The organism is Collimonas sp. (assembly GCF_039923675.1).
GTDB lineage: Bacteria > Pseudomonadota > Gammaproteobacteria > Burkholderiales > Burkholderiaceae_D > Collimonas.
In genome coordinates, this window is sequence record NZ_JBDTCG010000019.1 from 157,981 (window position 1) to 183,912 (window position 25,932).

Sequence of the window (25,932 nt, forward strand, 5' to 3'; positions counted from 1 at the left end):
CTATGCTATTGGCACGCTTAATGCTTGTCTACTTTCTTGTATACATCGATGTGGACTTGCGCGATCATAGGCCGGTCGCGTCGCATCGTCACCCCTGACCGAGGATGAAGCATGAATCAACGTTTGCCGTTACAGATCTTTGCCGCACTCATGGCGGGAGCCAGTTGTTCTGCCATGGCCATGACCATCAACATTTCGCTGGACAACGATCCCGGCAAGCTCGATCCGATGCAGTCGTCCATGATCGCCGAGCGCATGGTGTATCAGAGCATATTCGACAAGCTGCTGGATCTCGACGAAAGCGGCAAGATTGTTCCCATGCTGGCCGAACGATGGACAGTTTCGGACGACCAGAAGACCTACACGCTGTTCCTGCGCAAGGGCGTCAAGTTCCAGGACGGCACGCCGTTCAACGCCAAGGCGGTGGAATTCAATCTGTTGCGCGGGCAGGAAAAGAACTCGCTGCGCAAGAATGATCTCAAGTACATCAAGCACATCACGGTGCTCGACGACGCCACGCTGAAGATAGAGCTGTCGACGCCGTTTGCACCTTTCCTGTCGATCCTGACCGACCGCGCCGGCATGATCTCGTCGCCGGCCGCAGTCAAGAAATTCGGCGACGATTACGTCAATAACCCGGTCGGCACCGGTCCCTTCATCTACAAGGGGCGCTTGAAAGGCGCCAGTCTGACCTTGGACAAGAACCCCGGTTACTGGCAGGCCGGTTTGCCCAAGGCCGACCAGGTGGTCTACAAGATCATGAACGACGTCAATGTCGCCTTCAACAACCTGCGCAGCGGCCAGGTCGATATCACCAACCGCTTTCCCTACAAGGAGTTGAGCAATCTTTCCGCCGGCGGCAAGTACAGCGTGATCAACAAGCCGTCGATGGGTTTCCGCGGCTTCTATTTCAACACCGCCAAAGCGCCTTTCGACAAGAAGGAAGTGCGCGAAGCGATCGATATCCTGATCAACCGCGACGCTATCGCCAGGGTGGTCTACAACGGTGCGGTTGCGGCCGGCCATTCGCCGTTCAGCAAAGCGCAGTTCGCCTATGGCGCCGCAGATACGCCGCCCAAGGTCGACTTGGCGCGCGCCAAGGCCTTGCTGAAGGCGGCTGGCAAAGAGGGCGGTTTCAGCTTTCGCCTGACCTTGCCGACCACGCCGGAAGAATTGCAGGTCGGGCAGATGGTGCAGGGCATGCTGCGCCCGGCCGGCATCAGCGTCAGCCTGGACAAGGCGGAGCTGGCGGCGCAGATCGAAGCGGGCAAGGCTGGCAGCTATGACGCCCTGATGGTGGGCTGGAGCGGCCGCCCTGATCCTGACCAGAATATTTACGATTTTGCCGTCACCAACGGTTCGCTGAATTACTCAAAGTACGGCAGCAAAGAGGTGGATGATCTGCTGATGCAAGCGCGAGTCGAAAGCGATGTCGCCAAGCGCAAGGCCTTCTATGACCAGGCCATGCAGATCCTGGTGCAAGACGTGCCCTACGTCTATCTCAATCATGACAATGTACTGTTCGGCATTTCGAAGGCGGTGACCGGTTTCCGCTACGTGCCCGACGGTGTGATTCGTACTGCTACGCTGGCGAAGTAAACGCATTTCTTGTCGCGAACAGATCATGCCTAAACTGCTGAAGCGCATCCTGCTGGTGCTACCGACCTTGCTGCTGGTCAGCATCGTCATCTTTTCCCTGCTGGCGATCTTGCCGGGCGATCCGGTCAGCGCCATTCTCGGCCAGGAAGCGACGCCCGAAGCCGCGCTGGCTCTGCGCGCCCAGCTCGGCCTCGACGATCCGCTCTACGTGCAATACGGCCACTGGCTGTGGGCGGCGCTGCATGGCGATCTGGGGCGCTCATTCGTCGACCGCACACCGGTGGTCGATGCCTTGCTGCAGCGGCTGCCGGTGACCATCGAACTGGCGCTCGGCAGTTTCATTATCGCAGTGCTGATCGCGGTGCCGGCCGGAATCCTGGCGGCGGTGCGTCCGCGTGGCATCGCCAATTATTTCTGCTCGCTGCTGGCCTTGTGCGGCATGTCGGTACCGCCGTTCTGGCTGGGCATGATGTTCATCGTCTTGTTTGCAGTCAAGCTGGAATGGCTGCCGGCTTCCGGCTATGTGCCGTTCACCGACGACTGGCGCGGCAACTTGCTGGCGATGCTGTTGCCGATGCTGGCCACCGGCTTGCGCGAATCGGCGATCCTGATGCGCATGGTGCGCAGCAGCCTGCTGGAAGTGCTGAACGAAGACTATATCCGCACTGCTTTCTCCAAGGGGCTGAGCGACTGGCGGGTGGTGATCGGCCACGCCTTGCGCAATGCCATGATCCCGGTGGTGACGGCCAGCGGGCTGATGGTGTCCGGCATGCTGGGCGGGCTGGTGATTACCGAGACCATCTTCAGCATTCCCGGCATGGGCAAGATGATCGTCGATGCGATTTTCCAGCGCGATTACGTGATGGTGCAAGCCGGCGTGCTGGCGGCGGCGCTGATGGTGGTGATCGTCAATCTTGCGGTGGATCTGCTGTATGGCGTGATCGATCCGCGCATCGCCAGGGAGCAGGCATGAATCCGCCGTCATCTGCTGCTGCACCGATTGCGCCAGCCATCGCGGAAGCGCTGCCACAGCGCCAGCGTTTGCTCGGCCTGCGGCGTTTTGCCGGCAATCGCTTTGCGGTGGTGGGCGCGCTGATCATCGCGCTGTTGATCCTGGTGGCCATCTTTGCGCCGCTGCTGGCGCGCTACGATCCGGTGTTCGACCAGGACTATGGCAACATCCTGGCGGGACCGAGCGGCTTGCATTGGATGGGTACCGACGACCTCGGGCGCGACATTTTTTCGCGGATAGTGTTCGGCGCCCGGATTTCATTGCAGGCGGCGCTGATCGCGGTCGGCCTGGCGTTTTGCGTCGGCGTGCCGATCGGCATCGCCAGCGGCTATTTCCGTGGTATCTGGGATGAATGGATCGTGATGCGCATCGTCGACGCCTTGCAAGCGTTTCCATCGCTGATCCTGGCGCTGGCCTTGTCGGCGGCGCTCGGCGGCGGCTTCTACAACGCCATGGTGGCGGTCGGCATCGGCTTCACGCCGGCCTTCATCCGGCTGGCGCGCGGGCAGGCCATGACTATCCGCAACCTGGATTATGTGATGGCGGCGCGCTCGGTCGGCGCCGGCCATTTACGCATCATGTGGCGCTATGTGCTGCCGAATGCAATGGCGCCGCTGGTGATCCAGGCCACCCTGGCGATGGGCTCCGCCATCATCGCCGAAGCCGGCCTGTCGTATCTGGGGTTGGGCGCAAAGCCGGAAGACCCCAGCTGGGGCTCGATGCTCCACATAGCCCAGGGTTACCTGAGCTCCAATCCGATCCTGGCCTTGTGGCCGGGGGTGGCGATTTTCGCGGTGGTGCTGGGTTTTAACTTTCTCGGCGACGGCATCCGTGAAGTCTTCGATCCCAAACTGAAACGTTGATTGGCACGGACAAGCGAGGAAGATGCGTCATGCTGGAAGTGAATAATCTAAAAGTCGAATTCCTCAGCCACGGCAAGAGCATTGCGCCGGTGGAGGGCGTGTCGTTTTCGGTGGGCGCCAATGAAACCGTCGGGCTGCTGGGCGAATCCGGCTGCGGCAAGAGCGTCACTGCCTTGTCAATCTTGCGGCTGTTCCCGCTGGCCAGCAAAGCGCGCTTGAGCGGTGAGGTGCGTTACGACGGCCGCGATCTGCTGGCGCTGGACGACGCCGGCATGCGGGCGATCCGCGGCAAGCAGATCGCGATGATTTTCCAGGAACCGATGACTTCGCTCAACCCGCTGCACAAGATCGGTGCGCAATTGGGCGAGATGCTGCGCATGCACACCACGCTGGCGCGGCGCGAGATCGACTACAAGGTGATCGCCATGCTGCAGCGGGTCGGCTTGTCGCGGGCCGGGCAGCTGGTCAACGACTATCCGCACAGCCTCTCGGGCGGCATGCGCCAGCGGGTGATGATTGCGATGGCCTTGCTGTGCGATCCCGGGGTTCTGATTTGCGATGAGCCGACCACCGCGCTGGATGTCACGATCCAGGCCCAGATCCTCGACCTGATGCGGCAACTCAAGCAGGAGCAAGGCACCGCCATCCTGATGATCACCCATGATCTCGGGGTGGTCGCCGAAATGTGCGAACGGGTGGTGGTGATGTATGCCGGGCAGGTGGTAGAGCAGAGCAGCGTGCGCGACCTGTTCGATGCCCCGGCCCATCCCTACACGCAGGCCTTGATGCGCGCGCGGCCCGCGCTCGACGCCAAGCCGGGGCAGCCTTTGACCGCGATCCCTGGTTCGGTACCGCCTCCCGGCACTGCCGGCGCCGGCTGCCGCTTTGCCGCACGCTGCACCAAAGCTGATGATCTTTGCCGCAGCAAGATGCCTGAATTGGTTGCGGTCACACCTGGACATCTGGCCCGTTGCTGGTATCCGAACTGAATGTCGACGATTGATGCCATGAATACTCCATTGCTGAGCGTAAGCGGATTAAAGAAACAATTTTCCTCGGGACGGCGTGGCGCTGCGCCGGTCAAGGCGGTGGACGATGTCTCTTTCGATATCGAAGAGGGCCAGACCATGGGCCTGGTCGGCGAATCCGGTTGCGGCAAGTCGACCACCGGCCGCAGCGTGTTGCGGCTGATCGAGCCGACTGCCGGCAAGATCGAATTCATGGGAGAGGACCTGACTGCTTTGGCGTCCGCGCCATTGAGGGCGATGCGGCGCAATATGCAAATGGTGTTCCAGGATCCTTTCGCCTCTCTCAATCCGCGCATGACCATCGGCGAGGTGCTGGAAGAGCCGCTGATCATTCACAAGCTGTTCGACCGCGCCAGCCGCAAGCGCAAGGTCGCCGAGATCCTCGACGTGGTCGGCCTCAGCCCGAGCTATGCCGGCCGCCATCCGCATGAATTTTCGGGCGGCCAGCGACAACGGGTAGGTATCGCCCGCGCCATCATCACGCGGCCGAAACTTGTGGTGGCGGATGAAGCCGTGTCGGCGCTGGATGTCTCGATCCAGGCGCAAATACTCAACCTGCTGCAAAACTTGCAACGGGAACTGAACCTGACTTATCTGTTCGTCTCGCACGATCTGGCGGTGATCCGCCACGTCAGCGACCGCATCGGCGTCATGTACCTGGGGCGCATGGTGGAATCGGGCAGTTGTGAAAGCGTCTACAGCGCGCCGAAGCATCCGTACACGCAGGCCTTGCTGTCGGCAATCCCGCGTGAACATCCGGACCAGATGCGCGAGCGCATCGTGCTGCAAGGGAGCATTCCGAATCCGGCGGCGCCGCCAACCGGCTGCCACTTTCATCCACGTTGCCCGTCCTGCATGGACATCTGTAAAACCCAGGCGCCGCCGACCATCGCGGTCGCTGTCGGCGAATACGTTACCTGTCATCTTTATCGCTAAGAGAGAAACCATGTTTAATTTCGATCCCAACCATTATCCCTACGCTTCCCGCCGCAGCGCGCACTACGCCAAGCGCGGCATGGTGGCGACGTCGCAGCCGCTGGCCGCGCAGGCGGGGCTGGAAGTGCTGCAAGCCGGCGGCAATGCCATCGATGCGGCAATCGCCACCGCCGCGGCGCTGACCGTCGTCGAGCCGACCGCCAACGGCATCGGCGGCGACGCCTTTGCGCTGATCTGGAGTGAAGGGAAGCTGCACGGCTTGAACGCCAGCGGCGCTGCGCCGCTGGCAATTTCCATCGACAAGCTGAACGCCGCCGGCCATCAAAGCATGCCGAAGTACGGCCCGCTGCCGGTCACCGTTCCCGGCACGCCGGGGGCATGGGCCAGCATGGCCGAACGCTTCGGCAGCTTGCCCTTGCAGCGTTCCATGGCCGGCGCCGTCGCGCTGGCGCAGGAAGGCTATCCGGTGTCGCAGATGATCGCCTTTGCCTGGCAGCAGGCGCACGCCTTGTTCAAGAACGAGTTCAAGGCCCCGTACTTCCAGTCCTGGTTCGATACCTTCAGCGTTGACGGCCGTGCACCGTGTGCCGGTGAAATCTGGCGCTCGCAGGGACACGCAGACACCTTGCGCGCCATCGCCGCCGACAATGCCGCCAGCTTTTATCGCGGTGCGCTGGCGGAAAAGACCGCGGCTTTCGTGCAGGCGGCCGGCGGTTATCTCGACGTCGCCGATCTGGCCGCTTACCAGCCGCAGTGGGTCGATCCCATCAGTTGCAACTATCGCGGCTATGACGTCTGGGAAATTCCGCCTAACGGCCACGGCCTGGTAGCTTTGCTGGCTTTGAATATACTGAAAGGCTTCGAGTTCAGCGAGCGCGACAGCTTGCAGACTTATCATTGCCAGATTGAGGCGATCAAGCTGGCTTATGCCGATGGCCTGGCGCATATCGCCGATAGCGGCCACATGCGGGTTTCGGTCGAGGATCTGCTGTCCGAGGCGTATGCCGACGAACGCCGCAAGCTGATCGATGTGCGGGCTTCGTTGCCGCTGCCGGGGCAGCCATCGCGTGGCGGCACCATCTACCTGAGCACCGCCGACGACGAGGGCAATATGGTGTCCTTCATCCAGAGTAATTACATGGGCTTCGGTTCGGGCCTGGTGGTGCCGGGCACCGGCATTGCGCTGCATAACCGCGGCAATAATTTCACGCTCGATGGCGCTCATCCGAACTGCCTGGCGCCGGGCAAGCGGCCTTACCACACCATCATTCCCGGCTTCCTGACTAAAAATGGCCAGGCGATCGGTCCGTTTGGCGTGATGGGCGGCTTCATGCAGCCGCAAGGACATGTGCAGATGGTCATGAACACGGTAGACTTCGGCCTCAATCCGCAATCGTCGCTGGATGCCCCGCGCTGGGAATGGGAGAGCGCCAACAATGTCAGCGTCGAACACGGCACCGCCGAGCATCTGTTCCGCGGCTTGCGCGGCCTCGGGCACGACGCGTCATGGTCGGCCAATCAGCTCGGTTTCGGCCGCGGCCAGATCATCTGGCGCGACCAGCACGGGGTACTCTGCGGCGGCACCGAACCGCGCACCGACGGTTGCGTGGCGGCCTGGTAACCAATTATCGATATCATGAAAACAGTCTCAAGCGCAGCGCCGATGGCACAACCGCCAACCATGGCCGACGGCGGGTTGCCGTCGAAAGGCGTGTCTTTGCCCGAATATGTGTATGGCCGCTTGCGCGAAGACATCTTCGACATGCGCCTGCTGCCCGGCGACCAGATCACCGAGACCGAAGTCGCAGCCTGTTTCAACGTCTCGCGCACGCCTGTGCGCGAGGCTTTGCAGCGCTTGCAGAGCGATGGCCTGATGCAGGGTTATGTACGCGGCGGCTGGGAAGTGGTGCCTGTCGATTTCAAGCGCTTTGAAGAACTGTATGAAATGCGCCGCCTGATCGAAAATTTCGCCGTCAACAAATTGTGCGCCGGCTTGGCCGGAGCGGGGGGCGTCGACGCCGCGCTGATCGAGCAGCAAAAAGCGATCTGGTGTGTGAAGCCCGCGCTTCGGTTAAGCGATGGCCGTCTGGTGGCGACCATGGATGAGCAATTCCACCTGGCGCTGGTGCGCGCCAGTGGCAACCAGGAAATCGCCAGCGCCTTCGAACGCCTGACGGATCGCATCCGTATCGTGCGCCGGTTGGATTTCATGTATGGCGATTGCGTGCAATCCACCTATGAGGAGCATGCGGCGATTCTGCGGGAAATTGGCGCGCATGACGCGGATGCCGCAGTGCGGCTGATGACTACCCACATCGAAGACGGCCATGTCGACGTCACCCAGATAACCTTGCACCGGCTGCACAGCGCGCGGTTGTCGAACGGCGCTCAACGCCTGCCTTACGTGCAGGTCAAGGTGATGCGCCAGGCCTGAGCCGAGGCGGTGCAGGAGAAATTTGACAATCGGCGCCATTGCATGCCGCCGATACTTTACTTTCCATCAAATGTATAAAACAGGAGGCGTATGAAAACATTTTTCCAGAATTGCCGCGTGGCCGCTTGCGCCATCACCTTGCTCTCGACTTCGTCTCTGCATGCGGCCGGGCAGCCGCTCACGCCGCAAGAGCAAGGCGCCGCGCAAGCCAGCTTCAAGGAATGGGCCGAGGTGCTGGCGATTCCCAACGACTCGGTGGTCGCCGCCGACATCCAGCGCAACGCCGCCTGGTTCGAGCAGGCTTTCCAGCGGCGCGGTTTTCATACCCGGCAGCTGGAAAATAATGGCAAGCCGCTGCTGTTTGCGGAGTTCCCGCAAAGCGATCCGGCCTTGCCCACTGTGCTGTTTTATGGACATATGGACGGCCAGCCGGTGACGCCCTCTGAATGGCAGCAGGAAAGTCCGTGGACGCCGACCTTGAAGCAACGCAATGCGGCAGGCCAATGGGAAACCATGCCGCTGGATAAATTGTTCGCCAAGGAAGTCGATCCCGAATGGCGCTTGTTCGGCCGCGCCTCTGCCGACGACAAGGCGCCAATCATGATGCTGCTGGCGGCGATGGATGCGCTGAAGGCCGGCGGCAAGACGCCGGCGATCAATATCAAGGTGATTCTTGATGCGGAAGAAGAAAAAGGTTCGCCGTCGCTGGGCGAAGTGGTCGACCGCAATCGCGGCTTGCTGAAGTCGGACATGCTGCTGGTGCTGGATGGTCCGATGCACCCGAGTAACCAGCCGACACTGGTATTCGGCAATCGCGGCATCGTGATCGGCACCTTGAAGGTCTTTGGTCCGAAACAGGACAGCCATAGCGGGCACTACGGCAACTATGCGGCTAATCCGGCGCAATTGCTGGCGCGCCTGCTGGCGTCGATGAAAGACGATCAGGGCCGCGTCACGGTTCCCGGTTATTACGATGGCGTCAAGCTGGACCCCGATTCCCTGCGCGTCATGCGCGCGGTGCCTGACGATGAAACGGCTTTGCGCAAGCGTCTCGGCATTGCGACCGCAGACAAGGTCGGACAAAACTATCAGGAAGCGATGCAATACCCGTCGCTTAATGTGCGTGGCATGAAAGCGGGCGATGTCGGCGACAAGGCGCGCACCATCGTTCCTGCGCTGGCCATCGCCGAACTGGATCTGCGTACCGTGCCGGAAACCGATCCGGCAGCCTTGGAGGCGCTGCTCAAGGGGTTCATAGAGCGGCAAGGGTATCACCTGGTCAATGGCGAACCCAGCGATGCCGACCGTGCGCGCTATCCCAAGCTCGCCTCGCTTGCGTTCGAATCGGCGTCGGCATCCAGCAGCGCCGTTCGTACCGATCTGAACGCGCCGATCGGCAAATGGCTGCGTCGGGCGATGACCAAGACCTACGGCAAGGAGCCGGTGCAGATCAGGATGATGGGCGGCACCGTGCCGACCGGCGCTCTGGTTGCTGCGCTGAAGGTGCCGTTTGTGATCGTGCCGCTGGTCAATGCCGACAACAATCAGCATAGCGCCAACGAGAACATGCGGCTCGGGAACTACATCAATGGCGTGCACGGCCTGGTGGGCATTTTGTCGGAGCCGTTTAACGCGACGCCTTGAATCACGATGGCGCAGTTCCAGGAGAGAACCCTGGAACTGCGCCATTGCGCCTTACAGCTGCGAGTTGGTGGTGGCGCTGAACTTGGTGTTCAGGTTGGTTTCCAGATTGCCGACCGCGGTCTCCAGGATGCTGAAGATTTGTGCCCGGTTAGCGCCGTTGCTCAAGTCCAGCGTGGCGCTGCCGGCGACGCCGGTGCTTGCCAGTGCGCTGTTAAACGCGGTCTGCGCCTGGGCTGCCGAAATGTAGGCCGATGTTCCCGAGCTGTTCACATACGCCAGCGTCTGGAATACATTGGAGAACACGGCTTCCAGCGCTGGAATGTTGAAGGCGACATGGTTGCCTGGCGTCGTGAAAGTCGTGGCGCTGGTGGTCGGGATCGGGTTGCCGTACAGCTGGTCCAGGTAGTAACGCACCTGATATGGATACTGCTGGTAGGTGTCGGTCACGCCCCATACTGAACTGTAGGCATTGACGCTGCTAACCGTCGCCGCGGTCGCCGTTGCCCCCAGCTTGCTGTAGCTGGTCATCAGGGTGCCGTAGTAGCCCTGGTTGTAAGCCACGTTCAGCAACACATCGAGGAAGTTGTTGGGCAGTTTGGTAAAGTTGGTCAGCGCATTGTCGTAGTAGGGCTCCCACGGTGTCAACCAGCCGCCGGTGCCTTTGCCGGTGAGGATCAGCGCCACAAAATCGTTGTAGTGGAAATACGCGGTCAGCATCGGGCCGTAGTATTTGTTGTTGAACGAGGGCGGCGTCACTTTGGTGTATTGCTGGGCCGCGGTAGCCATCGTGTAGCCGATGTTTTTCTGGATCGCGACGTAGTTGATCAGCGAATGGCCGGCCGGCGCGTAGGAGCCGGACACCATGTCGGCCGCGTAATTGTTGATCTGGTACGGGCCGCCCTGGCCTGTGCCCATCACCGCCTGCTGGTCGGGCGAAGGATCGATCAGGTCGCCGCTGCTGGCGTACAGGCTGGTCTCGATATTTTCCTGCAGCAGCTGGCCCATGATCGAGCCATACAGATAGTCTTTCTGGAACTGCATGCCCGGATAGTTTTGCTGCACCAGATGGCCATACATGACGCCGGCGATGATGTTCGACATGATCAGGTCGTTGTAGTTGCCGCCGTCCAGCACCATCTGGTCCTGGGCGCTGCCGGCGCCCAGCAGCAGGTGATAGTTGATGGTGCCGGTGGTGCTGCCCGGCGTGGACGGCGGCGGATTGACCGGTGGCGGTGTGACCGGTGGCGGAGTAGGCGTGCCGCTGCCGCAGACGCCGGTAGAAGTCCACGGTTTGCCGCTACCGCTGCCGCCGCTATCGGTGACCGGGTCATTGCCTTGGGTCCACCAGTTTGCCGTGTAATTGGTGCTGTTGGCGCTGGCGCTGTTGCCGCCGACATAGATGGTGCTGGCGTTCCAGGCGGCAGCGCATGCCGTCACGCTGGCTTTCGCGGTGGCCGCAAGCTGTTTCTGGCTGGCGCCGGAGGCATCCGCCGATCCGCCGCCGTCGCCGCAACCTGCCAGCAGGCTGCCGACCAGCCCCAGCATCAAGGTTCCGCTTACTTTTATGCCTGCTTTTGTTCGCATGTCTCTCTCCTCAGTCAAACAATGATGTGCAGGAAATAAATAAGTTTCCATGCGTCAACTAAATTGGACTGAGGATGCGGCCAGGGAAAATGAGCGTCAAGTGGTTTGCAAGATATGCAGGCGGAGCCATACCAGTCGCAACTTATCGCGGGCATTTATTTATAAGGACGGCGAATTTGACGGAAGGTAGTAGAGTTGGAATTGCAAAATAATTTCTTTGAGGCAATGCTGGCGTGGCCGATGCGGATTCCTTTGACAAGCAATAACCGAAATTCGGCGCTAGCAGAGAATGCGAGAGAATTTGTCGTAGCGGACAGGTGTAATACCACTTTTTGCGTTTTCTGTAAGTGGTATTGGCGTCGGTTCTGGAAAACCGAGGCTGATCCAAGAGATATGAACGCCATACAATCGACGTCGATTCTGGAAACAGTCCGGCAGTCATAGAATGTGGCAATATGCCAAATATTTACTTGCAGGCATGTTTTCCAACACCCATCGGCATCGTTATTGAAGGCTTATCTATGCGACCAGCATTCTTCCTGCGTAATGTGCTTTGCACGTTCTTCCTGCTTGCCTGCGGCGCGGCGTCGGCAGAAAGCAGTTATCGCACGTCAGGCACCTGCGCCGGCTTTCCGCGTCTCGACGTGAAAGTGGCCAAGGGCATGTGCATGGGCTTGGTGGCCGACCACATCGGCTTCGCGCGCGGCGTGGCAGCGATTGGGCAGTACGTCTACGTGCTCGACATGGGCGGCTGGGCCAACAAGCGCGGCCGCTTGCTGCGCGTTGATATCAGCAAGAAGGGCGCTCCGGAAGTCTTGCTGAGCAAGCTCGATATGCCGAATGCGATCATCGCCACCCCGGACAAGAAGCTGCTGGTCAGCATGCACGGCCGCATCGTCCGCATCGATCCGGCCGCCAAAGACCTGCTCGGCAGCGCGCAAGACATCGTCATCAATTTGCCGACCACCGGCCGCCACCCGCTGACTGCGATGGTGCTGGGCGCCGATGGTGCGCTATACATCAACGTCGGTTCCGCCACCGACAATTGCGAAAGCGGACCCGGCAAGGCGGATTCGCCGTGTCCCGAAATCAAAGAAACGCCGCCGCGCGCCAGCGTGCTGCGCGCAAATCTGACTGCAGCGCATTTTCCGCTCGACGCCCGCGCCTTGCCCGTCCATGCGCGCGGCTTGCGCAACAGCATGGCGCTGGCGCTCACCCCCGCCGGCACGCTGATCGCCGCCACCAATTCGCGTGACGCCATCAACGCCGCCGACCCCAAGCTATCCGACGAAGAACTGCCGCACGACACCCTCAGTTGGCTGGCAGCCGGCGCCGATTACGGCTGGCCCTATTGCTTCGATCAGCTCAGGGCAAGTCCCGAATATCCCGGATTCGATTGCCGCAGCAAAATCGCTCCAAGCCGCCTGCTGCCGGCGCATGCGGCGCCGCTCGGCATGCTGATCTATAACGGAAAAAGCATGCCGGCGCTAAGCGGCCATCTGATCATCGGCTATCACGGTTATCGGGCAACTGGTCACAGGCTGGTCAGCCTGGCGTTGAATGCCGCCTATCAGCCAGTGGGCGAACCGCGCGATCTGGTGGCGGGGTGGAACTATCGGCATGGCGGTTATCCGATGGGGGCGCCGGTGGGGTTGGCGACGTTGGACGACGGGAGTGTGGTGATTACCGAGGACAGGAATGGTACTTTGCTGCGCTTGGCTCCTGATTGAGATTCGGATTCAAACGGTCTGTTACGGAGAGGACTTCATCGAGTTGGAAGAGGGAGGGTACGAAGCTTTCGTTCTACCATTGAACTACACCCGCGAGGGTTATATTCTAAGAGGCTGTTGCGAAATTAAAGTAATCTGGCTGGTCGCTTGCTGCATGGTCGCCGCGGTCATCAGATGTGTCGTCTGCGGCTTTTGCGCGGTCGAAGTGACCGCGCAAGGCGGGAAGCCTGAATACTTTGTCGTCGCCGTTCATCAATAATTGATCGTTTTCAATCTTGTGTTGTGCTTTGCGTACGACAATGCGACCTAGCACCGTTGTCAGCTCTCCTGTGATGGATGTGCGTAATTTCTTTGTCTTACCTTGATCCACAATTGGAAATCCGTGGGCGTGATCACTAGCCTTTATTTTGAGAGTGTCGGCCGGTCGCAGGCCGGTCGAGCAGGCCGGAAAGCGCGGCGAAGCAGCGCGCAGGTAGATAGATTTTAATTTGATGGATAAGAAATTGCCCCGTAATTTTTACGGGGCAATTTTATTGCGCCATCGCTTTTATTGCAGCCTGTGCCAAGAAACCAGATCGCGTCAGTTGACGGGATTTGGCGAAGGCATCAATGTCATGCAACAGACTTTCAGGCAACGAGATATTCAGGCGCACCGGCTTGGTGTTGATCTTGGCGCGATCAATGCCGACCAACATCCAGAAGCCATTGGCATACTCGGCAGAACCTTTCCATTGTTCGATCGACGATGCGTCAGGAATATGCGCCTCGCCTTCAAACATGGCTTCAACGGCCTCTTGCGCCATCGCCGGAATATCGTCGAGATTGTCGGCGGCAGTGAAAACGCCTGGCAGATCTGGAAAGCTCGCGCCGTAGGCGCTGTTGTCGTCTTTCCATACATAGAGCGGATATAACATGGTGTACCTCATTTCAATTCAGCTTGTTTGATGATTGCTTTTGCTGTGCCTTCCGGTAAGTCTTTTTTCGGATGCGGAACAATCACAGATTTTCCGGTGAGCGGGTTACGGTATTTATGATGACTGCCCCGTGTAGAGACATGTTGCCACCCGGCCGCTTTGAGTTGTTTAATTAGGTCTGCGCTGCTCATGTGTGTAATGATACACACAAATCTATAGTGGTGAAATATATTTGTGTATTTGTGTGTATTTAATTTCTTGATCGAAATGTCTAGCGATAGCGCGAACCAAGCGGTCATCGTCCTGCTGTGTATATGTCCCCAGACTTTCGTATTTTACAAACGGTAATCCCTCGGCAAATAAACGTTGAAAATGGGGCAACTGACATTGTTATGCGAGTTGATAGAAATACACACACAGATCCCGCTCCCACGATCCAAAAAGCATGACCCGACTGCTGGCAGAATTGTTACGACGTCAATAGCCAGCCTGATCCCGAGGCTTGATACTATTTTCCCGCGTCAGGCGGATGGCTGTTATTTTTGTAACGATACTTGCGAGTATGCCAAGCGTGCCTACGGTTTCCAGAAAAGCTGAAAGCATGATTGCTTCCTTTTGTGTAGAGGCTTACGAATGCCACAACAGTTGCGGCAGGTAAGCCCGGATGAAAAACACCACGGTGATGCAAGCTGTCAGCAGCAGCGTTCCCGCGCGTATCACTTTGGCAGGAGCGCGGCGGCCGATTTGCGCGCCGCCATAGCCGCCGACAATTGCCGCAACCAGCATGACGATGGTTTCAGGCCAGCGCACGGCATGCGCCAGCATGAAGGTCAGCACCGCGATCGCGTTGGCGGCGCTGACGAGCAGCGCGCGCGGGGCATTCAGGCTTTTCAGGTCACGCTTGTCCAACAGGCCCCAGACGGCGAGCATCATGATGCCGACTGCACCGCCGAAATAGCCGCCGTAGATGCCGAGTCCGAACTGGATCGCCAGGACCGCCGACGGTCTTATGCGCCAACGGCGGCGTAGCATTTCGCCGAGCCGACGGCCGAAAGCCAGGGCCAGGCTGGCTAGCAGAAGCAGCCAGGGGAGGATGGCATTGAATGTTTTCGGCGATGTCCACAAGAGCAAGATCGCTCCGATCAGTCCGCCGGCCAGCGTGGTCAACAGTAGGGGCCGTAGCGACACCGAGCCCACCGGTCCGAGTCCGTCGCGGTAGGCCCATGCGCTGGCCAGCCCACCGGGAAACAAGGCCACTGTACTTGAAGCATTCGCTTGAACCGATGGCAGGCCTACGGCGATCAATGCCGGGAGGCTGACAAACGAACCGCCGCCGGCCAAGGCATTCATTGCGCCAGCAACCAAGCCAGCTGCAGAAATTAAGAAGAAGTGGTCCATACGAGGCATATTAGGTGCAAAATCAGGTACTCACAATCTGGCATTTCCTATGCCAGGCTTCGGAAAAAACGAAGGATTGGAGGGGTGTCATGCGCCTGGATCTCACCGATATGCGCCTGTTCCTGACGGTGGTGGAACACGGCAGCCTTACTCAAGGCGCACAAGCAATGAATTTGGCGTTGGCGTCGGTCAGTGAGCGCGTCTCAGGCATGGAGTCGATACTCGGCGTACCGCTGCTGGAACGGACTCGGCGCGGCGTGCGCACGACCGCCGCCGGTGATGCCTTGATCCGGCATGCCCGTCTGATCCTGGGGCAGGTGGAACAGATGCGCGGAGAATTGCGTAGTTACGCCAAGGGGGTGAAAGGGCGTATCAGGCTGTTGTCGAACACAGCCGCATTGGCTGTCTTTCTACCCCAGCAGCTTCGCCTTTTTCTGGCGGCTTACCCAGACCTTTCAGTGGATATCGATGAGCGGCCCAGCAGCGAGATTGTCTTGGCCATTGCAGAGGGGCGGGCTGAGTTGGGAATTGTGGCGGACATCACGGATTTGACGACATTGCAAACTCACCTCATTGCGCAAGACCAGCTGGTGGTTGTGGCGAACCGGATGCACCGCATCGGCGGCCAGCAATCCGCAGGGTTTGCAGACATTGCCGGCGAAGCGTTTGTCGGTCTCTCGGATGCAGTCCTGGAAACGCATTTGGGAGAGCGCGCTGCACGGCTGGGGCGGCAGATAAATTATCGCGTCCATCTGAGGACCGTAGCGGACGTGGGGATGCTGGTCGAGGTCGGTATCGGGATTGCGATCCTGTCCGAAGCCTCGGTCGCAGAACTGCGCCAGCCCGGCCTGGCGATCTTGCCATTGCTGGAGCCATGGGCTTCCAGGCGGCTTCATCTTTGCGCGCGTGATTTTTCCGTACTTACGTCGCATGCCAAACTGCTGGCGCAACAACTCATGGAAAGTAGTGCTCTGCCAGTGAGAGGAACATCCTGATTTGCGAACGGCGCGCTATTCGGCGGGACAAGCAAACCACATCAGCAGTCAGTCGAAAACAATCACCTGCCGCACCGCCTCTCCGGAATGCAGGCGATCAAAGCCTTCATTGATATCTTCCAGCCGCAAGCGATGCGACAGCAACAGGTTCACCGGCAACCGTCCACTCCGATACAGGCTGACATAGCGCGGTAAATCCCTGGTCGGTACGCAGGTGCCGATATAACTGCCTTTGACAGTGCGTTCCTCCGCCACCAGATTGACGATCGGCAGTCCGAACCGGGCGGCTGCCGGGGGCAGGCCGGCAGTGGTGGTGGTGCCGCCGCGGCGGGTGATGCGGTAGGCGGTCTCGAAGGCGCGGATCGAGCCGGCGAATTCGAAGACATGGTCGGCGCCGCCGTTGGTGGCGGCCCTGACTGCTTCGACGCAAGCCGGATCGCCACCGTCAAAGCTGCTGGTCGCGCCAAGTTTGATGGCGAGTTCGCGCTTGGCGTCAGACAGATCGATCGCAATTACTTCGCGCGCGCCGGCGGCTAGTGCGCCGATCACTGCGGCCAGGCCGACGCCGCCTAAACCGACCACTGCGACCGATTGACCGGCGCGCACCCGGGCCGTATTCACTACCGCGCCGACGCCTGTCAGCACCGCGCAGCCGAACAGCGCGGCTTCGTCGAATGGCAATTCCGGATCAAGCTTCACCAGCGAGCGGCGCGACACCACGGCGTATTCGGCAAATGCTGAACAGCCGAGATGATGGTTGACTGCTTCGCCATTCCCGTCTGCCAGCAGGCGCGAGCCCGAGAGCAGGGTGCCGTTGCCGTTGGCTTGCGCGCCAGGTTCGCATAGGGCGGGGCGGCCTTCGCAGCAGGGCAGACAATGACCGCAGCTGGGGACGAACACCAGCGCGACATGATCGCCGATCTGCAGATCGGTCACGCCTGCGCCTAGCGCCGCGACTTCTCCGGCGGCCTCGTGGCCCAGTGCCATCGGCAATGGCCGCGGCCGGTCGCCGTTGATGACCGACAGGTCGGAGTGGCACAGTCCGGCGGCGCGGATGCGCACCAGCACTTCACCGCGCCCGGGCGGCGCCAGTTCCAGTTCTTCGATGGCCAGCGGCCGTGAATCCTGGTAGGGATACGGCAAACCTGTCTGGCGCAGTACGGCGGCACGGATTTTCATAGTGTTTCCTCGGTAATTTTCAAGCACCATCAAGCACCAATTGGAGAAATATAAACCAGGATCATTTTAGCTGGCGCCGTGCACAGGGACGATTGTGGTTGAATATCGGTGTAGCGCCTGCCGGTTGAAAACTCAGGCCGGTTGGGGGGAATGCCTGGCATTGATCGTGCCGGGGATGAACACCGTAACCCGCAATCCTGTTTGTGCATCGATAGTGCCAAGCCTGACCTGCGCGCCGATCCGGCTGGCGATGGTCCGGACGATGGACAAGCCAAGTCCCGAGCCGACGGCGTCGCTGCCGAGCACGCGGTAGAACGGATCGAATACACGCGCACGTTCCTGCGGCGGGATACCGGGGCCCGAATCGTCCACTTGCAAAGTGACGCCGCCGCCGGCGCTGCTGCTCATGCTCAGGTTGATCCGTCCGCCTGACGGCGTATAGCGGATGGCGTTGTCGACCAGGTTCCTGATAATGGTGATCAGGTCGACTTCAGTCGCCAGCACTTGCAGGTCGGTTTTACCTTCGACGCCGAGGTCGATCTGTTTGGCGTCGGCCAGCGGCATCAAATCTTCCAGCACGCGCCGGTAAACCTGCAATACCGATATCGTGCCGCTTGCGGCGGCGGGTGAAGATTGCGCTCTGGCTAGCGCCAGTAACTGGTCGAGCAGAAGCCGGCCCCGTTCGATCCCTTGTCGCAGCGTTACCAGGCGCTGGCGGGCGGCGTCCGGCATGTCGGCGTCAGCCAGCCGTTCCGCTTGCAGTGACAGTGCGGTGAGCGGCGAACGCAATTCGTGGGCGGCGTCGGCGACAAAACGGCGCTGCACATCCATGGCTTGCGCGACCCGCTCCAGCAATCGGTTGATCGCGATGACGAACGGACGAATCTCGGCCGGTAGCGGCTCGGGGGCGAGCGGATGAAGCTCTTGTTCATTGCGGCCGTCGATTTCGGCAGACAGCCTGGCAATCGGCTTGAACATGGTGCGCACCAAATGGGCCACCACCAGCAGCAAGACCGGAATCAGGATCAGGAACGGCATCAGCGTATGTACGGCGCTGTGGCGCGCGAGCTCGTCCCGTACCGCGGTTTCCTGGGCAACCGCAATGCGCTGTTGCGATGCCAGGGTTTTGACGAGAACACGATAATGCCCGTGCCTGACCCGCAGCGTTTGGAAACCTTCCCGCAACGTTGCCGGCAGCACCAAGCCGGTTTCCTCAGCGTTGCCCGCGCTATCACCTTGGGCCGAAGGCAGATATTGGACGATCACGCGCGATTCTTCGTCGCCGATCTTTACTTTGGAGGCATTGCCCTGCTGCGCCACCGGTATGTGTTGCTGGTCGAACAAAGCCGCCACCTGACGTAGCATATCGTCTTGAAATTCATGTGCCTCATCGAAGGCGGAGATAAACGCAAATACCCCGGCCAACAGCGCAACTGCCAGGATCGCCAGCGACAACCAGAGAGAGAGCCGGAACTGGATCGAGTCCTTCAGCTTCCTTTTGACACCATCCATCCGACTCCCCTGACATTTTTAATGGTCGCGCTGCCGAGTTTTTTGCGCAGGGCGTGGATCAGAAATTCGACAGCGTTGCTTTCCACCTCTTCGCCCCAGCCGTAGATCCTTTCCTCCAGTTCGCTGCGCGATAGAATCGCCCCTGGCCTGAGCATCAGGGCCTGCAGCAATGAGAACTCGCGGTTTGACAGCTGCTGGTCCGGCTGGTCCTGGCTGCTGGCCTGGCGCGTGGCCGGATCGAGAGAGACGACGCCATTGCTGAGCAGCGGTGCGGCGCTGCCGCCTTTACGGCGCAATACGGCCCGCGCGCGCGCCAGCAGCTCCGCCATCTCGAACGGCTTCAGGACATAGTCATCGGCGCCGCTGTCCAGTCCGCGCAAACGGTGTTCCAAACCGTCGCGTGCGGTGATGATCAGCAGGGGCACCGGATTGTCCTGGCGCCGGATCGTTTCCAGCACTTCGAAGCCATCTTTGCCTGGTAAACCGAGATCCAGCAGTATCAGGTCATAGTGCTGGCACGAGATCGTATCCAGCGCGGTTTTGCCGTTTCTTACCCAGTCGACGGCGTAAGAAGCGTCTTTCAGCGCGGCCTGGATCGCCTCTCCGATCATCGGATCGTCTTCAACCAGCAGTACCCGCATGCATTCTCCCGTATCAATTATGTAGATCGTTCATTTCATGTTTGTGCGAACTAATCACCGGCCTTGTCAGCGCCATACTCTCATGCTTCATCCCTTGCGCCGCCCGCTGGCGGAACAGCAGGATGCAGGCAACGATAAAGAATAGTAGCGCCGCCGATGCGGAATAGCGGCTCAATGCCAGCCCGCCGGCATTCAGCGGCTTATCGAGAAAATCACCGACCACGGCGCCCAGCGGCCGGGTAAGGATGAAAGCAGCCCAGAACAGCAGCGTTCTCGATATCTTGGTGAGATAAAAGGCCAGCGCCACCAGTCCCAGCAGCGCGCCGAACAGGATTGCGCCGCCGCCATAACCGAGCCCGGCGGTATCCGCTGCCCAGTCGCCGAGTGCGGTGCCCAGCGTCTGTGAAAACATGATCGTGACCCAATAGAATATCTCCGCTTTCGGCGAACTGACGGTATCGACGGCAACCGAACCGAGGGTCCGATGCCAGACCAGCAGGGAAGCCAGCAGCAGCGCCAGCAGCAAGGTCGTGCCGCCGGCATAGCCGATGCCGAGCGAGCGGTCGGCGAAGTCTGCCAGCGTGGTGCCGACCGTGGTGGTGGCGATGACGGTGGTCCAGTACAGGAACGGATGAAAGTGCTTGGCCTTGATCTGGGCGGTGACTGCAATCAGGAAGATCACGCCGAAGATGGCGGTGCCGATCAGATAGCCCAGGTTCATCGACATGGTCACCGCATCGCCGCCGGTTTCGCCGAGCGTGGTGGCGGCGATCTTGATGATCCAGAAGATCAGGGTGACTTCCGGAACTTTGCTCATGGCAAATTCAGTGGTTTTATTCATCATTGTTTCCTTTTCTATAATGCGCTTTATAACGATTGTTGTGCCGTCAGGCGCTTCTGTGTCAAGGACAGGTAACCGACAAGACCTACTATTGTCGCCAGGAACAACGTGCTGGTGACTATCGTACCAAAACCGAGGCCGCCGTTGCCGGCGGGTTGCGCCAGCAGGTCACCGCAAGATGCGCCGAAAGGACGGGTCAATACATAGGCAAACCAGAAGCAGGCGGTTGCATTGATCTTGAAAGCATGGCGGGCCACGGCGACCAGCGCAATCAGGCCGCCAAACAATAACGCGGAATTGGCGTAGCCCAGGTTAAGGCCTTCAGCGACCCAGTCGCCGGCCGCAGTGCCTAGCGCAAATGTGAACAGGATGACGGTCCAGTAAAACAGTTCGCGCCTGAAGCTGTCGATGGCATGGATCGAGAGCGTCTTTTCCCTTGCGTACCACGCTGTAAATGTGGCAATCATGGCGATGCTGAAGGCTGCAGTCGATACGGCCAGCGGTACTCCCAGCAGATCGCTCAGCATATCCGTAATGAGTGTGCCGAATATGCTGACCAGCACCACGCAGATCCAGTACAGCGCAGGCAGGTAGCGCCTGGCGCGCAACTGGAACAGCAATGCGCCTGCCAGCAGCAGGCCGGTCACCAGCGAAGTGCCGATCAGGCCAAAGTGTAAGTCGGCCGCCAGATAATCGGCGCCAGTCTCGCCAACCGTGGTGGACATCATTTTGATGATCCAGAACAGAAGCGTGGCTTGCGGCACCTTGTTGAGCCAGTCCGAATTTGATCTGGCGGCTGAAATAGTCATGAGAGCTCCAATGTGAGTCTGCGGGAATGTGTTGAAGATCGCATTCCTGCTGGGCTAGATAGGGAAAGCGATTTATTGCCGGCAAGCTTAGCGAGACAGACTTAGCCGACACTGAGCCGTGGCTTTGTTGTGCAAATCGCCACCATCGTCATCTGAAGCGCGGTTCCGGCAAGCCCGACCGCGGATTCAAAAAACAAGGCGTACGCTAAGGCCTTTTCCCTGCGGCCCGTCGTGCAGGCTAACCCGGGCGCCATGCTGGATCGCGACATTCTTTACAATGGCCAATCCCAGACCGCTGCCGGATTCCTGCGCAACTTCACGCCGATAGAAACGATCGAATACGCGCTCACGCTCCTCTTCGGGGATACCTGCTCCGGTATCATCCACTTGCAAGCAAGGACGTCCGTCCATGCACAATACCCTCACATCCACTTTGCCGGACGAAGGCGTGTAGCGAATTGCGTTGCCGACCACATTACCCAGCATGACGCGCATGGATTCGATATTGCCATGCACGGTAAGCACCAGTTCCGCCGCCTCCAGGCCAAGATCGATTTTCTTGCTTTCGGCCAGAGGCGCATAGTCAGACACTACGCCGGCCGCAAGCCGCTGCAGGTCCACGGTCTCCTTGTTGGAGGCGCTATTTTCGCCGCCATGTCTTGCCAGCGCCAAAAGTTGCTGCACCTGGTGGGTGGCGCGATTCAAGCGCTCATGGAGTTTCTTGATAGCTGCCGAGCGCTCTTTGTCGTCGTCAGCCATTTCAACCAGCTGCAATTGCAATTTCAGTGCCGCAAGGGGGGTACGCAGTTCGTGTGCGGCGTCGGCCACAAATTGTTTTTGCGATTGCATAGCCTGATAAAGGCGTCCAAACAAGTCATTGAGCGCATCGACAATCGGAATGATTTCCTGCGTATATCCCTGGCGCTCCAAGTGTTGCAGATCATCGGCCGAGCGCTGGCGTAGCGAGCCGGTCAGGCGATGCAGCGGCTGCAGGCTTCTCCCGGCCACCAGCCATATCAATACCGCCAGCACCGGCACCAAGCTGAAAATAGGGATCAGGCAGCGCCATAGCAGTTTCCCTTGTATCGTTTCCCGGTCCCTGACCAATTGTGCGATCTGCACCAACTGTCCGGAGTTTTCCTCGCTATAAACGCGCCAACGTTCGCCATGGGTGGTGACATCGATGAAGCCGCGACTCTCGTAACGCGGTAATTCACGCGCTGCATTCGTGATGAATACCTGTTCGCCTTGCTTGTTCCAGACCTGCACCACAATCTTTTTCCCGGGATGCGTGTCGACCGTATCATTTTTTTGCGGCGACATCTGCGATGGAAAAGACCGCACGATTTGTTTTAACTGATAATCGAAAAGCTCATCTGTCTCATGCTGGATTTTCAGATAAACGGAAAAGCCGGCCACGATGAAGGCGATGACCGTCCCCAACAGCATCCACAGCAATAAATATTGGCGTATCGTCAATCTTGCTCTCATATCGGATTCGCCACTTTATAGCCTACGCCGCGCACGTTCTTGATGAATTCGGCGCCCAGTTTTTTTCTCAACGCATGGATGTAGACTTCGACTGTATTGCTCTCGATTTCCGCGTCCCAGGAGTACATTTTCTCTTCCAGATCGGTTCTCGACAAGACCTTCCCCGGCACATCCAGCAATGCCTGCAACAACTTGAATTCACGCAGGGAAAAATGCATGGGGTTGCCTTGATATAAGGCCTCATAGGTATCGGGGCGCAAGACCAGGCCCTGATGGGACAGCTCTGTGCGCAGTACGACCTGGCTGCGTCGCAACAATGCGCGCAGGCGCGCGAACAGTTCTTCGAGATCGAACGGCTTGATCAGGTAGTCGTCAGCGCCGGCATCAAGACCTTCGACCTTGTCGTTACGTGTGTCCCTGGCCGTAATGATCAGTACAGCCGATTTGCCCTGTGCCTGCCGGTAATTTTTCAAAACATGCAGCCCCTGCAGCCTTGGCAATCCCAGATCCAGCAATATCAGCGCATAGTTTTCCCTGGACAGCGCCGCCTCTGCTGCAACGCCGTCGCGCACCCAGTCAACCTCATACTTCTGCTTACGCAAACCTTGCTCCAGGCTCTCGCCGATCATGACGTCATCTTCTACGAGCAACAAGCGTATTGCCGACATTTTTCCAGATCTTTCTTCAAAAAATATTTCAAAAATCAAACTTCAATATCAATACAAGTTGCACAACACATCGACGCTGATTCTTGTAAATCATTCTGTATTTGAGGTTACGTAGGATGCATATATTTCCCCTGGAAATATTAAAAAATCCTTAAATTCAAATAAAAACCACATAAAAGCCATCAATTTTCCGATGTCTTTTTCCTGTAATAAATGCTGAATAAGATTCGTCGCGTTGACCTTTTGCTGCTCCCGGCATCATAACTTGCTGACGTCCGTAGTACAGGGCGCATTTAATTTCTTTAACTGAAAGTACGCGATGAAAAGCCCAAAACTGAAACCGATGACGCAATGTATCGTCGGCGCTTTTGCCTGCACCTTCCTTGCAATCCCTGTCACTTCTTACGCGGACATGCAGTCCGGTGCTGCCGATGCTGCGGCAGCGTCAGGCGACGGCGGTGTAGCGACGGTAGTCGTATCGGGCTACAAAGAGACCGCAGCGAAAAGCGCACTTTCGCAGGGCTCGCTCGATGCGCGTTCGGCCCAGTCCATCGTAGGCGATAGTTATGTACGCAATTTTAATTCGCCGATTGCCGATTTCAGCCAGGTTTTCCAGATCACGCCGGGCGCGTTCAGCTACAGTCCGAACGGCGTCGGCATGGGAAATGCAGGCACTACCGTCCGCGGCTTGACCGACAGTCAGTATCTGGTGACTTTCGACGGTATTCCATTCAACGACACCAACGGTGTCAGCCATCACTCTTACGTATTTTTTCCCAACATGACGGTAGGCGGCGCGGTAGTCGATCGCAGCCCCGGCTCGGCTGCAACGATCGGACAAGCAACCTTCGGCGGCTCGCTCAACCTGCTGTCACGCGAATTAGAACCTGCCCAGCGCACCAGCGTCACGGGATCCTATGGCACCTGGGATACCCGCATGCTGGTGCTGGAACACGAAACCGGCCAGTTCGGGCAAGATGGCGATCAAAACTTGATGATCAATGCCCAGCAAATGAAGTCGGACGGCTACCAGACATACAACAATCAGGATCGCAAGGCATTTTCGGCCAAGTACCAATACAACTTGACGCCAAGTACCGTATTCACTGCATTTACATCTGTGATGGAAGTGAAGAACAATCAGCTTGATGCCGGCGCACCGACCCGCGCGCAAATCGCCAAGTTCGGCGACAATTATTTGAACAGCAACGATCCGACGCAGTCGAACTATTTCGGCTACAACCTGTATGACGTAACCACCAACTTCCAATATGTCGGTATTACTTCCAATCTGGGTAACGGCTGGAAAGTGGACGACAAGCTGTATAACTACGGTTATATGAACCGGCAAAAAATTGGCGGCACACCCGTGTCTAGTGCAATGACTGCGGCAAGCGAGACTGGCATTGACAAGTTCAACTCCTACCATACCACTGGCAATTTGCTGCGTTTTAGCCAGGATTCCGGGATGGGCACTTTGCGCACCGGCCTCTGGCTTGAATATGCCAATAGCGACCGTCATCAGATTTCATCGAACGAATTGAATGGCTGGCAAGATGCGCCAGCGCCGAGATTCAGCGAAACCTACCAGACAAAGACTGCTCAACCCTATATCGAGTACGAGTTCAAGATCAGCGATGATCTGAAAATCACGCCTGGCCTGAAATATGCGCACTATGAGCAAGACTACGATCATTTACAGGATTTGAAAAAAGTCGGCCCGCTCGGAGGAACCATCAACAAGTTGACCAACTCGATCACAGGTGGCCTGCCTAGCGTGTCCAACTCTGCAACCTATAGCGATTTCTTGCCGACCCTCGATGTCCATTACATGTTGCGTCCTAACTGGTCTACCTACGCGCAATTCGCGGCAGGCGACCTGATTCCGCCGACCAGCGTGTATGACGCCCCGTTTGCGAAAGTAGCGATCCCGCCCAAGGCGCAAAAATCCAGCACCATCCAGTTTGGTACAGACTGGAAATCGGATGCCTTCACTTTTGACGCCAATGTTTACCATGTCAAGCTGGACAACAGCTATACCTGCAATATTGATCCTGTCGACCCAACCACGCAAATCTGCGTAGCCAGTGGAACCGAAATCACCGAAGGTCTCGAAGTCGAAGGCACTGCATTGCTCGGCAACGGCTTTAGCTTGTACGCCAACGGCACAGTAGGCTCCACCAAATACAGCGGCGGCGCCTTGGATGGAAAATGGGTGGCGGGCGCACCGGGAAATACTGAAACCCTGGGTCTGATCTATGCCAAAGGCGCCTGGAATTCTGCGGCATATGCAAAACGCGTTGGCAAACTGTATAACGATGGCATTACTACCGGCTCCTACGTCATCAATCCGGTGGTGTTGACCAATCTGTTCGTCAATTACACGATCAAGCACCCGACGTCGTTTTCCAAGCAAGCGAAAGTGCAGTTGGCAGTGAATAACTTATTTGATAAACACAGCATTACCGGTATTTCGGGAAATGCCTCAACTGCCAACCCATCGGCCGCCGACTTGATTACATTGCTGCCTGCACGTAGCGTCACGCTATCGGTGACCGTGGATTTCTAATCCTGCGGTCCGGACCATCGGGAGAGCTCTGCTCTCCCATTTTTTTTGTATCCACATCAAGAATATTTCACATTTCTGAAAGTCC

22 protein-coding genes and 1 pseudogene are annotated in these 25,932 nt (G+C 58.5%); 11 read left to right on the forward strand and 12 right to left on the reverse strand.

Annotation, left to right across the window (positions count from 1 at the left end; all coding sequences use genetic code 11):
- Positions 1–111 precede the first annotated feature (111 nt).
- The 8 genes from ABI171_RS05735 to ABI171_RS05770 all read left to right on the forward strand — a co-directional run bounded on the left by ABI171_RS05735 (position 112) and on the right by ABI171_RS05770 (position 9,516).
- Positions 112–1,599: an ABC transporter substrate-binding protein gene (locus ABI171_RS05735; RefSeq protein WP_348091650.1), complete on the forward strand. Its 1,488-nt coding sequence runs from the start codon at positions 112–114 to the stop codon at positions 1,597–1,599.
- A 25-nt stretch (positions 1,600–1,624) separates the two neighbouring features.
- A complete protein-coding gene (locus ABI171_RS05740; RefSeq protein WP_348091651.1) occupies positions 1,625–2,572 on the forward strand; it encodes an ABC transporter permease in 948 nt (315 codons plus the stop codon).
- Positions 2,569–3,474, forward strand: a complete 906-nt coding sequence (locus tag ABI171_RS05745; RefSeq protein ID WP_348091652.1) for an ABC transporter permease — start codon at positions 2,569–2,571, stop codon at positions 3,472–3,474. Before ABI171_RS05740 ends, ABI171_RS05745 begins: the two co-directional genes overlap by 4 nt.
- A 29-nt stretch (positions 3,475–3,503) precedes the next feature.
- A complete protein-coding gene (locus tag ABI171_RS05750) occupies positions 3,504–4,463 on the forward strand; it encodes an ABC transporter ATP-binding protein (protein WP_348091653.1) in 960 nt (319 codons plus the stop codon).
- 18 nt (positions 4,464–4,481) lie between these two features.
- A complete protein-coding gene (locus ABI171_RS05755; protein ID WP_348091654.1) occupies positions 4,482–5,438 on the forward strand; it encodes an oligopeptide/dipeptide ABC transporter ATP-binding protein in 957 nt (318 codons plus the stop codon).
- A gap of 10 nt (positions 5,439–5,448) precedes the next feature.
- Positions 5,449–7,059: a gamma-glutamyltransferase family protein gene (locus tag ABI171_RS05760; protein ID WP_348091655.1), complete on the forward strand. Its 1,611-nt coding sequence runs from the start codon at positions 5,449–5,451 to the stop codon at positions 7,057–7,059.
- Positions 7,060–7,074: 15 nt separating this feature from the next.
- Positions 7,075–7,872, forward strand: coding sequence for a GntR family transcriptional regulator (locus ABI171_RS05765; RefSeq protein ID WP_348091656.1), 798 nt, complete (start codon positions 7,075–7,077; stop codon positions 7,870–7,872).
- Between the two features lie 90 nt (positions 7,873–7,962).
- Complete coding sequence (locus tag ABI171_RS05770; RefSeq protein WP_348091657.1) at positions 7,963–9,516, forward strand: M20/M25/M40 family metallo-hydrolase; 1,554 nt, start codon at positions 7,963–7,965, stop codon at positions 9,514–9,516.
- A 51-nt stretch (positions 9,517–9,567) separates the two neighbouring features.
- Here the strand turns inward: ABI171_RS05770 and ABI171_RS05775 are convergent, their stop codons facing one another.
- Positions 9,568–11,100, reverse strand: a complete 1,533-nt coding sequence (locus ABI171_RS05775; protein ID WP_348091658.1) for a chitin-binding protein — start codon at positions 11,098–11,100, stop codon at positions 9,568–9,570.
- A gap of 521 nt (positions 11,101–11,621) precedes the next feature.
- Here ABI171_RS05775 and ABI171_RS05780 point away from each other — a divergent pair.
- The gene (locus tag ABI171_RS05780; protein ID WP_348091659.1) at positions 11,622–12,830 is read left to right on the forward strand and encodes a PQQ-dependent sugar dehydrogenase; all 1,209 of its coding nucleotides are present in this window, start codon (positions 11,622–11,624) and stop codon (positions 12,828–12,830) included.
- A gap of 106 nt (positions 12,831–12,936) precedes the next feature.
- Here the strand turns inward: ABI171_RS05780 and ABI171_RS05785 are convergent, their stop codons facing one another.
- The 4 genes from ABI171_RS05785 to ABI171_RS05800 all read right to left on the reverse strand — a co-directional run bounded on the left by ABI171_RS05785 (position 12,937) and on the right by ABI171_RS05800 (position 15,142).
- Entirely contained in the window at positions 12,937–13,200 is a 264-nt protein-coding gene (locus tag ABI171_RS05785) for a hypothetical protein (RefSeq protein WP_348091660.1), read from the reverse strand.
- A gap of 160 nt (positions 13,201–13,360) precedes the next feature.
- Positions 13,361–13,744: a type II toxin-antitoxin system HicB family antitoxin gene (locus ABI171_RS05790; RefSeq protein WP_348091661.1), complete on the reverse strand. Its 384-nt coding sequence runs from the start codon at positions 13,742–13,744 to the stop codon at positions 13,361–13,363.
- 8 nt (positions 13,745–13,752) lie between these two features.
- A complete protein-coding gene (locus ABI171_RS05795; protein WP_348091662.1) occupies positions 13,753–13,935 on the reverse strand; it encodes a type II toxin-antitoxin system HicA family toxin in 183 nt (60 codons plus the stop codon).
- A 436-nt stretch (positions 13,936–14,371) separates the two neighbouring features.
- Positions 14,372–15,142 carry a sulfite exporter TauE/SafE family protein gene (locus ABI171_RS05800; protein ID WP_348091663.1) on the reverse strand — a complete coding sequence of 257 codons (771 nt, stop codon included), beginning with the start codon at positions 15,140–15,142 and terminating at the stop codon, positions 14,372–14,374.
- Between the two features lie 89 nt (positions 15,143–15,231).
- Between ABI171_RS05800 and ABI171_RS05805 the strand changes: the two genes are divergently transcribed.
- Entirely contained in the window at positions 15,232–16,137 is a 906-nt protein-coding gene (locus tag ABI171_RS05805) for a LysR family transcriptional regulator (RefSeq protein ID WP_348091664.1), read from the forward strand.
- Between the two features lie 48 nt (positions 16,138–16,185).
- On the opposite strand, the gene ABI171_RS05810 is transcribed toward ABI171_RS05805, so the two are convergent.
- From ABI171_RS05810 to ABI171_RS05840, 7 genes and pseudogenes are all read right to left on the reverse strand, one after another.
- Complete coding sequence (locus tag ABI171_RS05810; protein WP_348091665.1) at positions 16,186–17,316, reverse strand: zinc-dependent alcohol dehydrogenase family protein; 1,131 nt, start codon at positions 17,314–17,316, stop codon at positions 16,186–16,188.
- A gap of 132 nt (positions 17,317–17,448) precedes the next feature.
- On the reverse strand, positions 17,449–18,828 hold the full coding sequence (locus ABI171_RS05815; protein WP_348091666.1) for an ATP-binding protein: 1,380 nt from the start codon (positions 18,826–18,828) through the stop codon (positions 17,449–17,451).
- Positions 18,804–19,469 (reverse strand): response regulator transcription factor, encoded by a 666-nt coding sequence (locus ABI171_RS05820; protein WP_348091667.1) that lies wholly within the window; start codon positions 19,467–19,469, stop codon positions 18,804–18,806. Before ABI171_RS05820 ends, ABI171_RS05815 begins: the two co-directional genes overlap by 25 nt.
- 94 nt (positions 19,470–19,563) lie before the next feature.
- Positions 19,564–20,310, reverse strand: a pseudogene (locus tag ABI171_RS05825) (hypothetical protein); the annotation flags it as partial.
- Positions 20,311–20,336: 26 nt separating this feature from the next.
- Positions 20,337–21,119 carry a hypothetical protein gene (locus ABI171_RS05830; protein ID WP_348091668.1) on the reverse strand — a complete coding sequence of 261 codons (783 nt, stop codon included), beginning with the start codon at positions 21,117–21,119 and terminating at the stop codon, positions 20,337–20,339.
- A 186-nt stretch (positions 21,120–21,305) separates the two neighbouring features.
- Complete coding sequence (locus ABI171_RS05835) at positions 21,306–22,598, reverse strand: ATP-binding protein (RefSeq protein WP_348091669.1); 1,293 nt, start codon at positions 22,596–22,598, stop codon at positions 21,306–21,308.
- An 8-nt stretch (positions 22,599–22,606) separates the two neighbouring features.
- Positions 22,607–23,269: a response regulator transcription factor gene (locus ABI171_RS05840; RefSeq protein WP_348091681.1), complete on the reverse strand. Its 663-nt coding sequence runs from the start codon at positions 23,267–23,269 to the stop codon at positions 22,607–22,609.
- Between the two features lie 328 nt (positions 23,270–23,597).
- On the opposite strand from ABI171_RS05840, the gene ABI171_RS05845 reads away from it, so the two are divergent.
- Positions 23,598–25,847 carry a TonB-dependent receptor gene (locus ABI171_RS05845; protein ID WP_348091670.1) on the forward strand — a complete coding sequence of 750 codons (2,250 nt, stop codon included), beginning with the start codon at positions 23,598–23,600 and terminating at the stop codon, positions 25,845–25,847.
- Positions 25,848–25,932: the final 85 nt, after the last annotated feature.

Bases quoted from the DNA above. Each gene is read 5' to 3' on its own strand.
- ABI171_RS05735 (WP_348091650.1), top strand. From the start codon at position 112: ATGAATCAACGTTTGCCGTTACAGATCTTTGCCGCACTCATGGCGGGA.
- ABI171_RS05740 (WP_348091651.1), top strand. From the start codon at position 1,625: ATGCCTAAACTGCTGAAGCGCATCCTGCTGGTGCTACCGACCTTGCTG.
- ABI171_RS05745 (WP_348091652.1), top strand. From the start codon at position 2,569: ATGAATCCGCCGTCATCTGCTGCTGCACCGATTGCGCCAGCCATCGCG.
- ABI171_RS05750 (WP_348091653.1), top strand. From the start codon at position 3,504: ATGCTGGAAGTGAATAATCTAAAAGTCGAATTCCTCAGCCACGGCAAG.
- ABI171_RS05755 (WP_348091654.1), top strand. From the start codon at position 4,482: ATGAATACTCCATTGCTGAGCGTAAGCGGATTAAAGAAACAATTTTCC.
- ABI171_RS05760 (WP_348091655.1), top strand. From the start codon at position 5,449: ATGTTTAATTTCGATCCCAACCATTATCCCTACGCTTCCCGCCGCAGC.
- ABI171_RS05765 (WP_348091656.1), top strand. From the start codon at position 7,075: ATGAAAACAGTCTCAAGCGCAGCGCCGATGGCACAACCGCCAACCATG.
- ABI171_RS05770 (WP_348091657.1), top strand. From the start codon at position 7,963: ATGAAAACATTTTTCCAGAATTGCCGCGTGGCCGCTTGCGCCATCACC.
- ABI171_RS05775 (WP_348091658.1), bottom strand. From the start codon at position 11,100: ATGCGAACAAAAGCAGGCATAAAAGTAAGCGGAACCTTGATGCTGGGG.
- ABI171_RS05780 (WP_348091659.1), top strand. From the start codon at position 11,622: ATGCGACCAGCATTCTTCCTGCGTAATGTGCTTTGCACGTTCTTCCTG.
- ABI171_RS05790 (WP_348091661.1), bottom strand. From the start codon at position 13,744: ATGTTATATCCGCTCTATGTATGGAAAGACGACAACAGCGCCTACGGC.
- ABI171_RS05795 (WP_348091662.1), bottom strand. From the start codon at position 13,935: ATGAGCAGCGCAGACCTAATTAAACAACTCAAAGCGGCCGGGTGGCAA.
- ABI171_RS05800 (WP_348091663.1), bottom strand. From the start codon at position 15,142: ATGGACCACTTCTTCTTAATTTCTGCAGCTGGCTTGGTTGCTGGCGCA.
- ABI171_RS05805 (WP_348091664.1), top strand. From the start codon at position 15,232: ATGCGCCTGGATCTCACCGATATGCGCCTGTTCCTGACGGTGGTGGAA.
- ABI171_RS05810 (WP_348091665.1), bottom strand. From the start codon at position 17,316: ATGAAAATCCGTGCCGCCGTACTGCGCCAGACAGGTTTGCCGTATCCC.
- ABI171_RS05815 (WP_348091666.1), bottom strand. From the start codon at position 18,828: ATGGATGGTGTCAAAAGGAAGCTGAAGGACTCGATCCAGTTCCGGCTC.
- ABI171_RS05820 (WP_348091667.1), bottom strand. From the start codon at position 19,469: ATGCGGGTACTGCTGGTTGAAGACGATCCGATGATCGGAGAGGCGATC.
- ABI171_RS05830 (WP_348091668.1), bottom strand. From the start codon at position 21,119: ATGACTATTTCAGCCGCCAGATCAAATTCGGACTGGCTCAACAAGGTG.
- ABI171_RS05845 (WP_348091670.1), top strand. From the start codon at position 23,598: ATGAAAAGCCCAAAACTGAAACCGATGACGCAATGTATCGTCGGCGCT.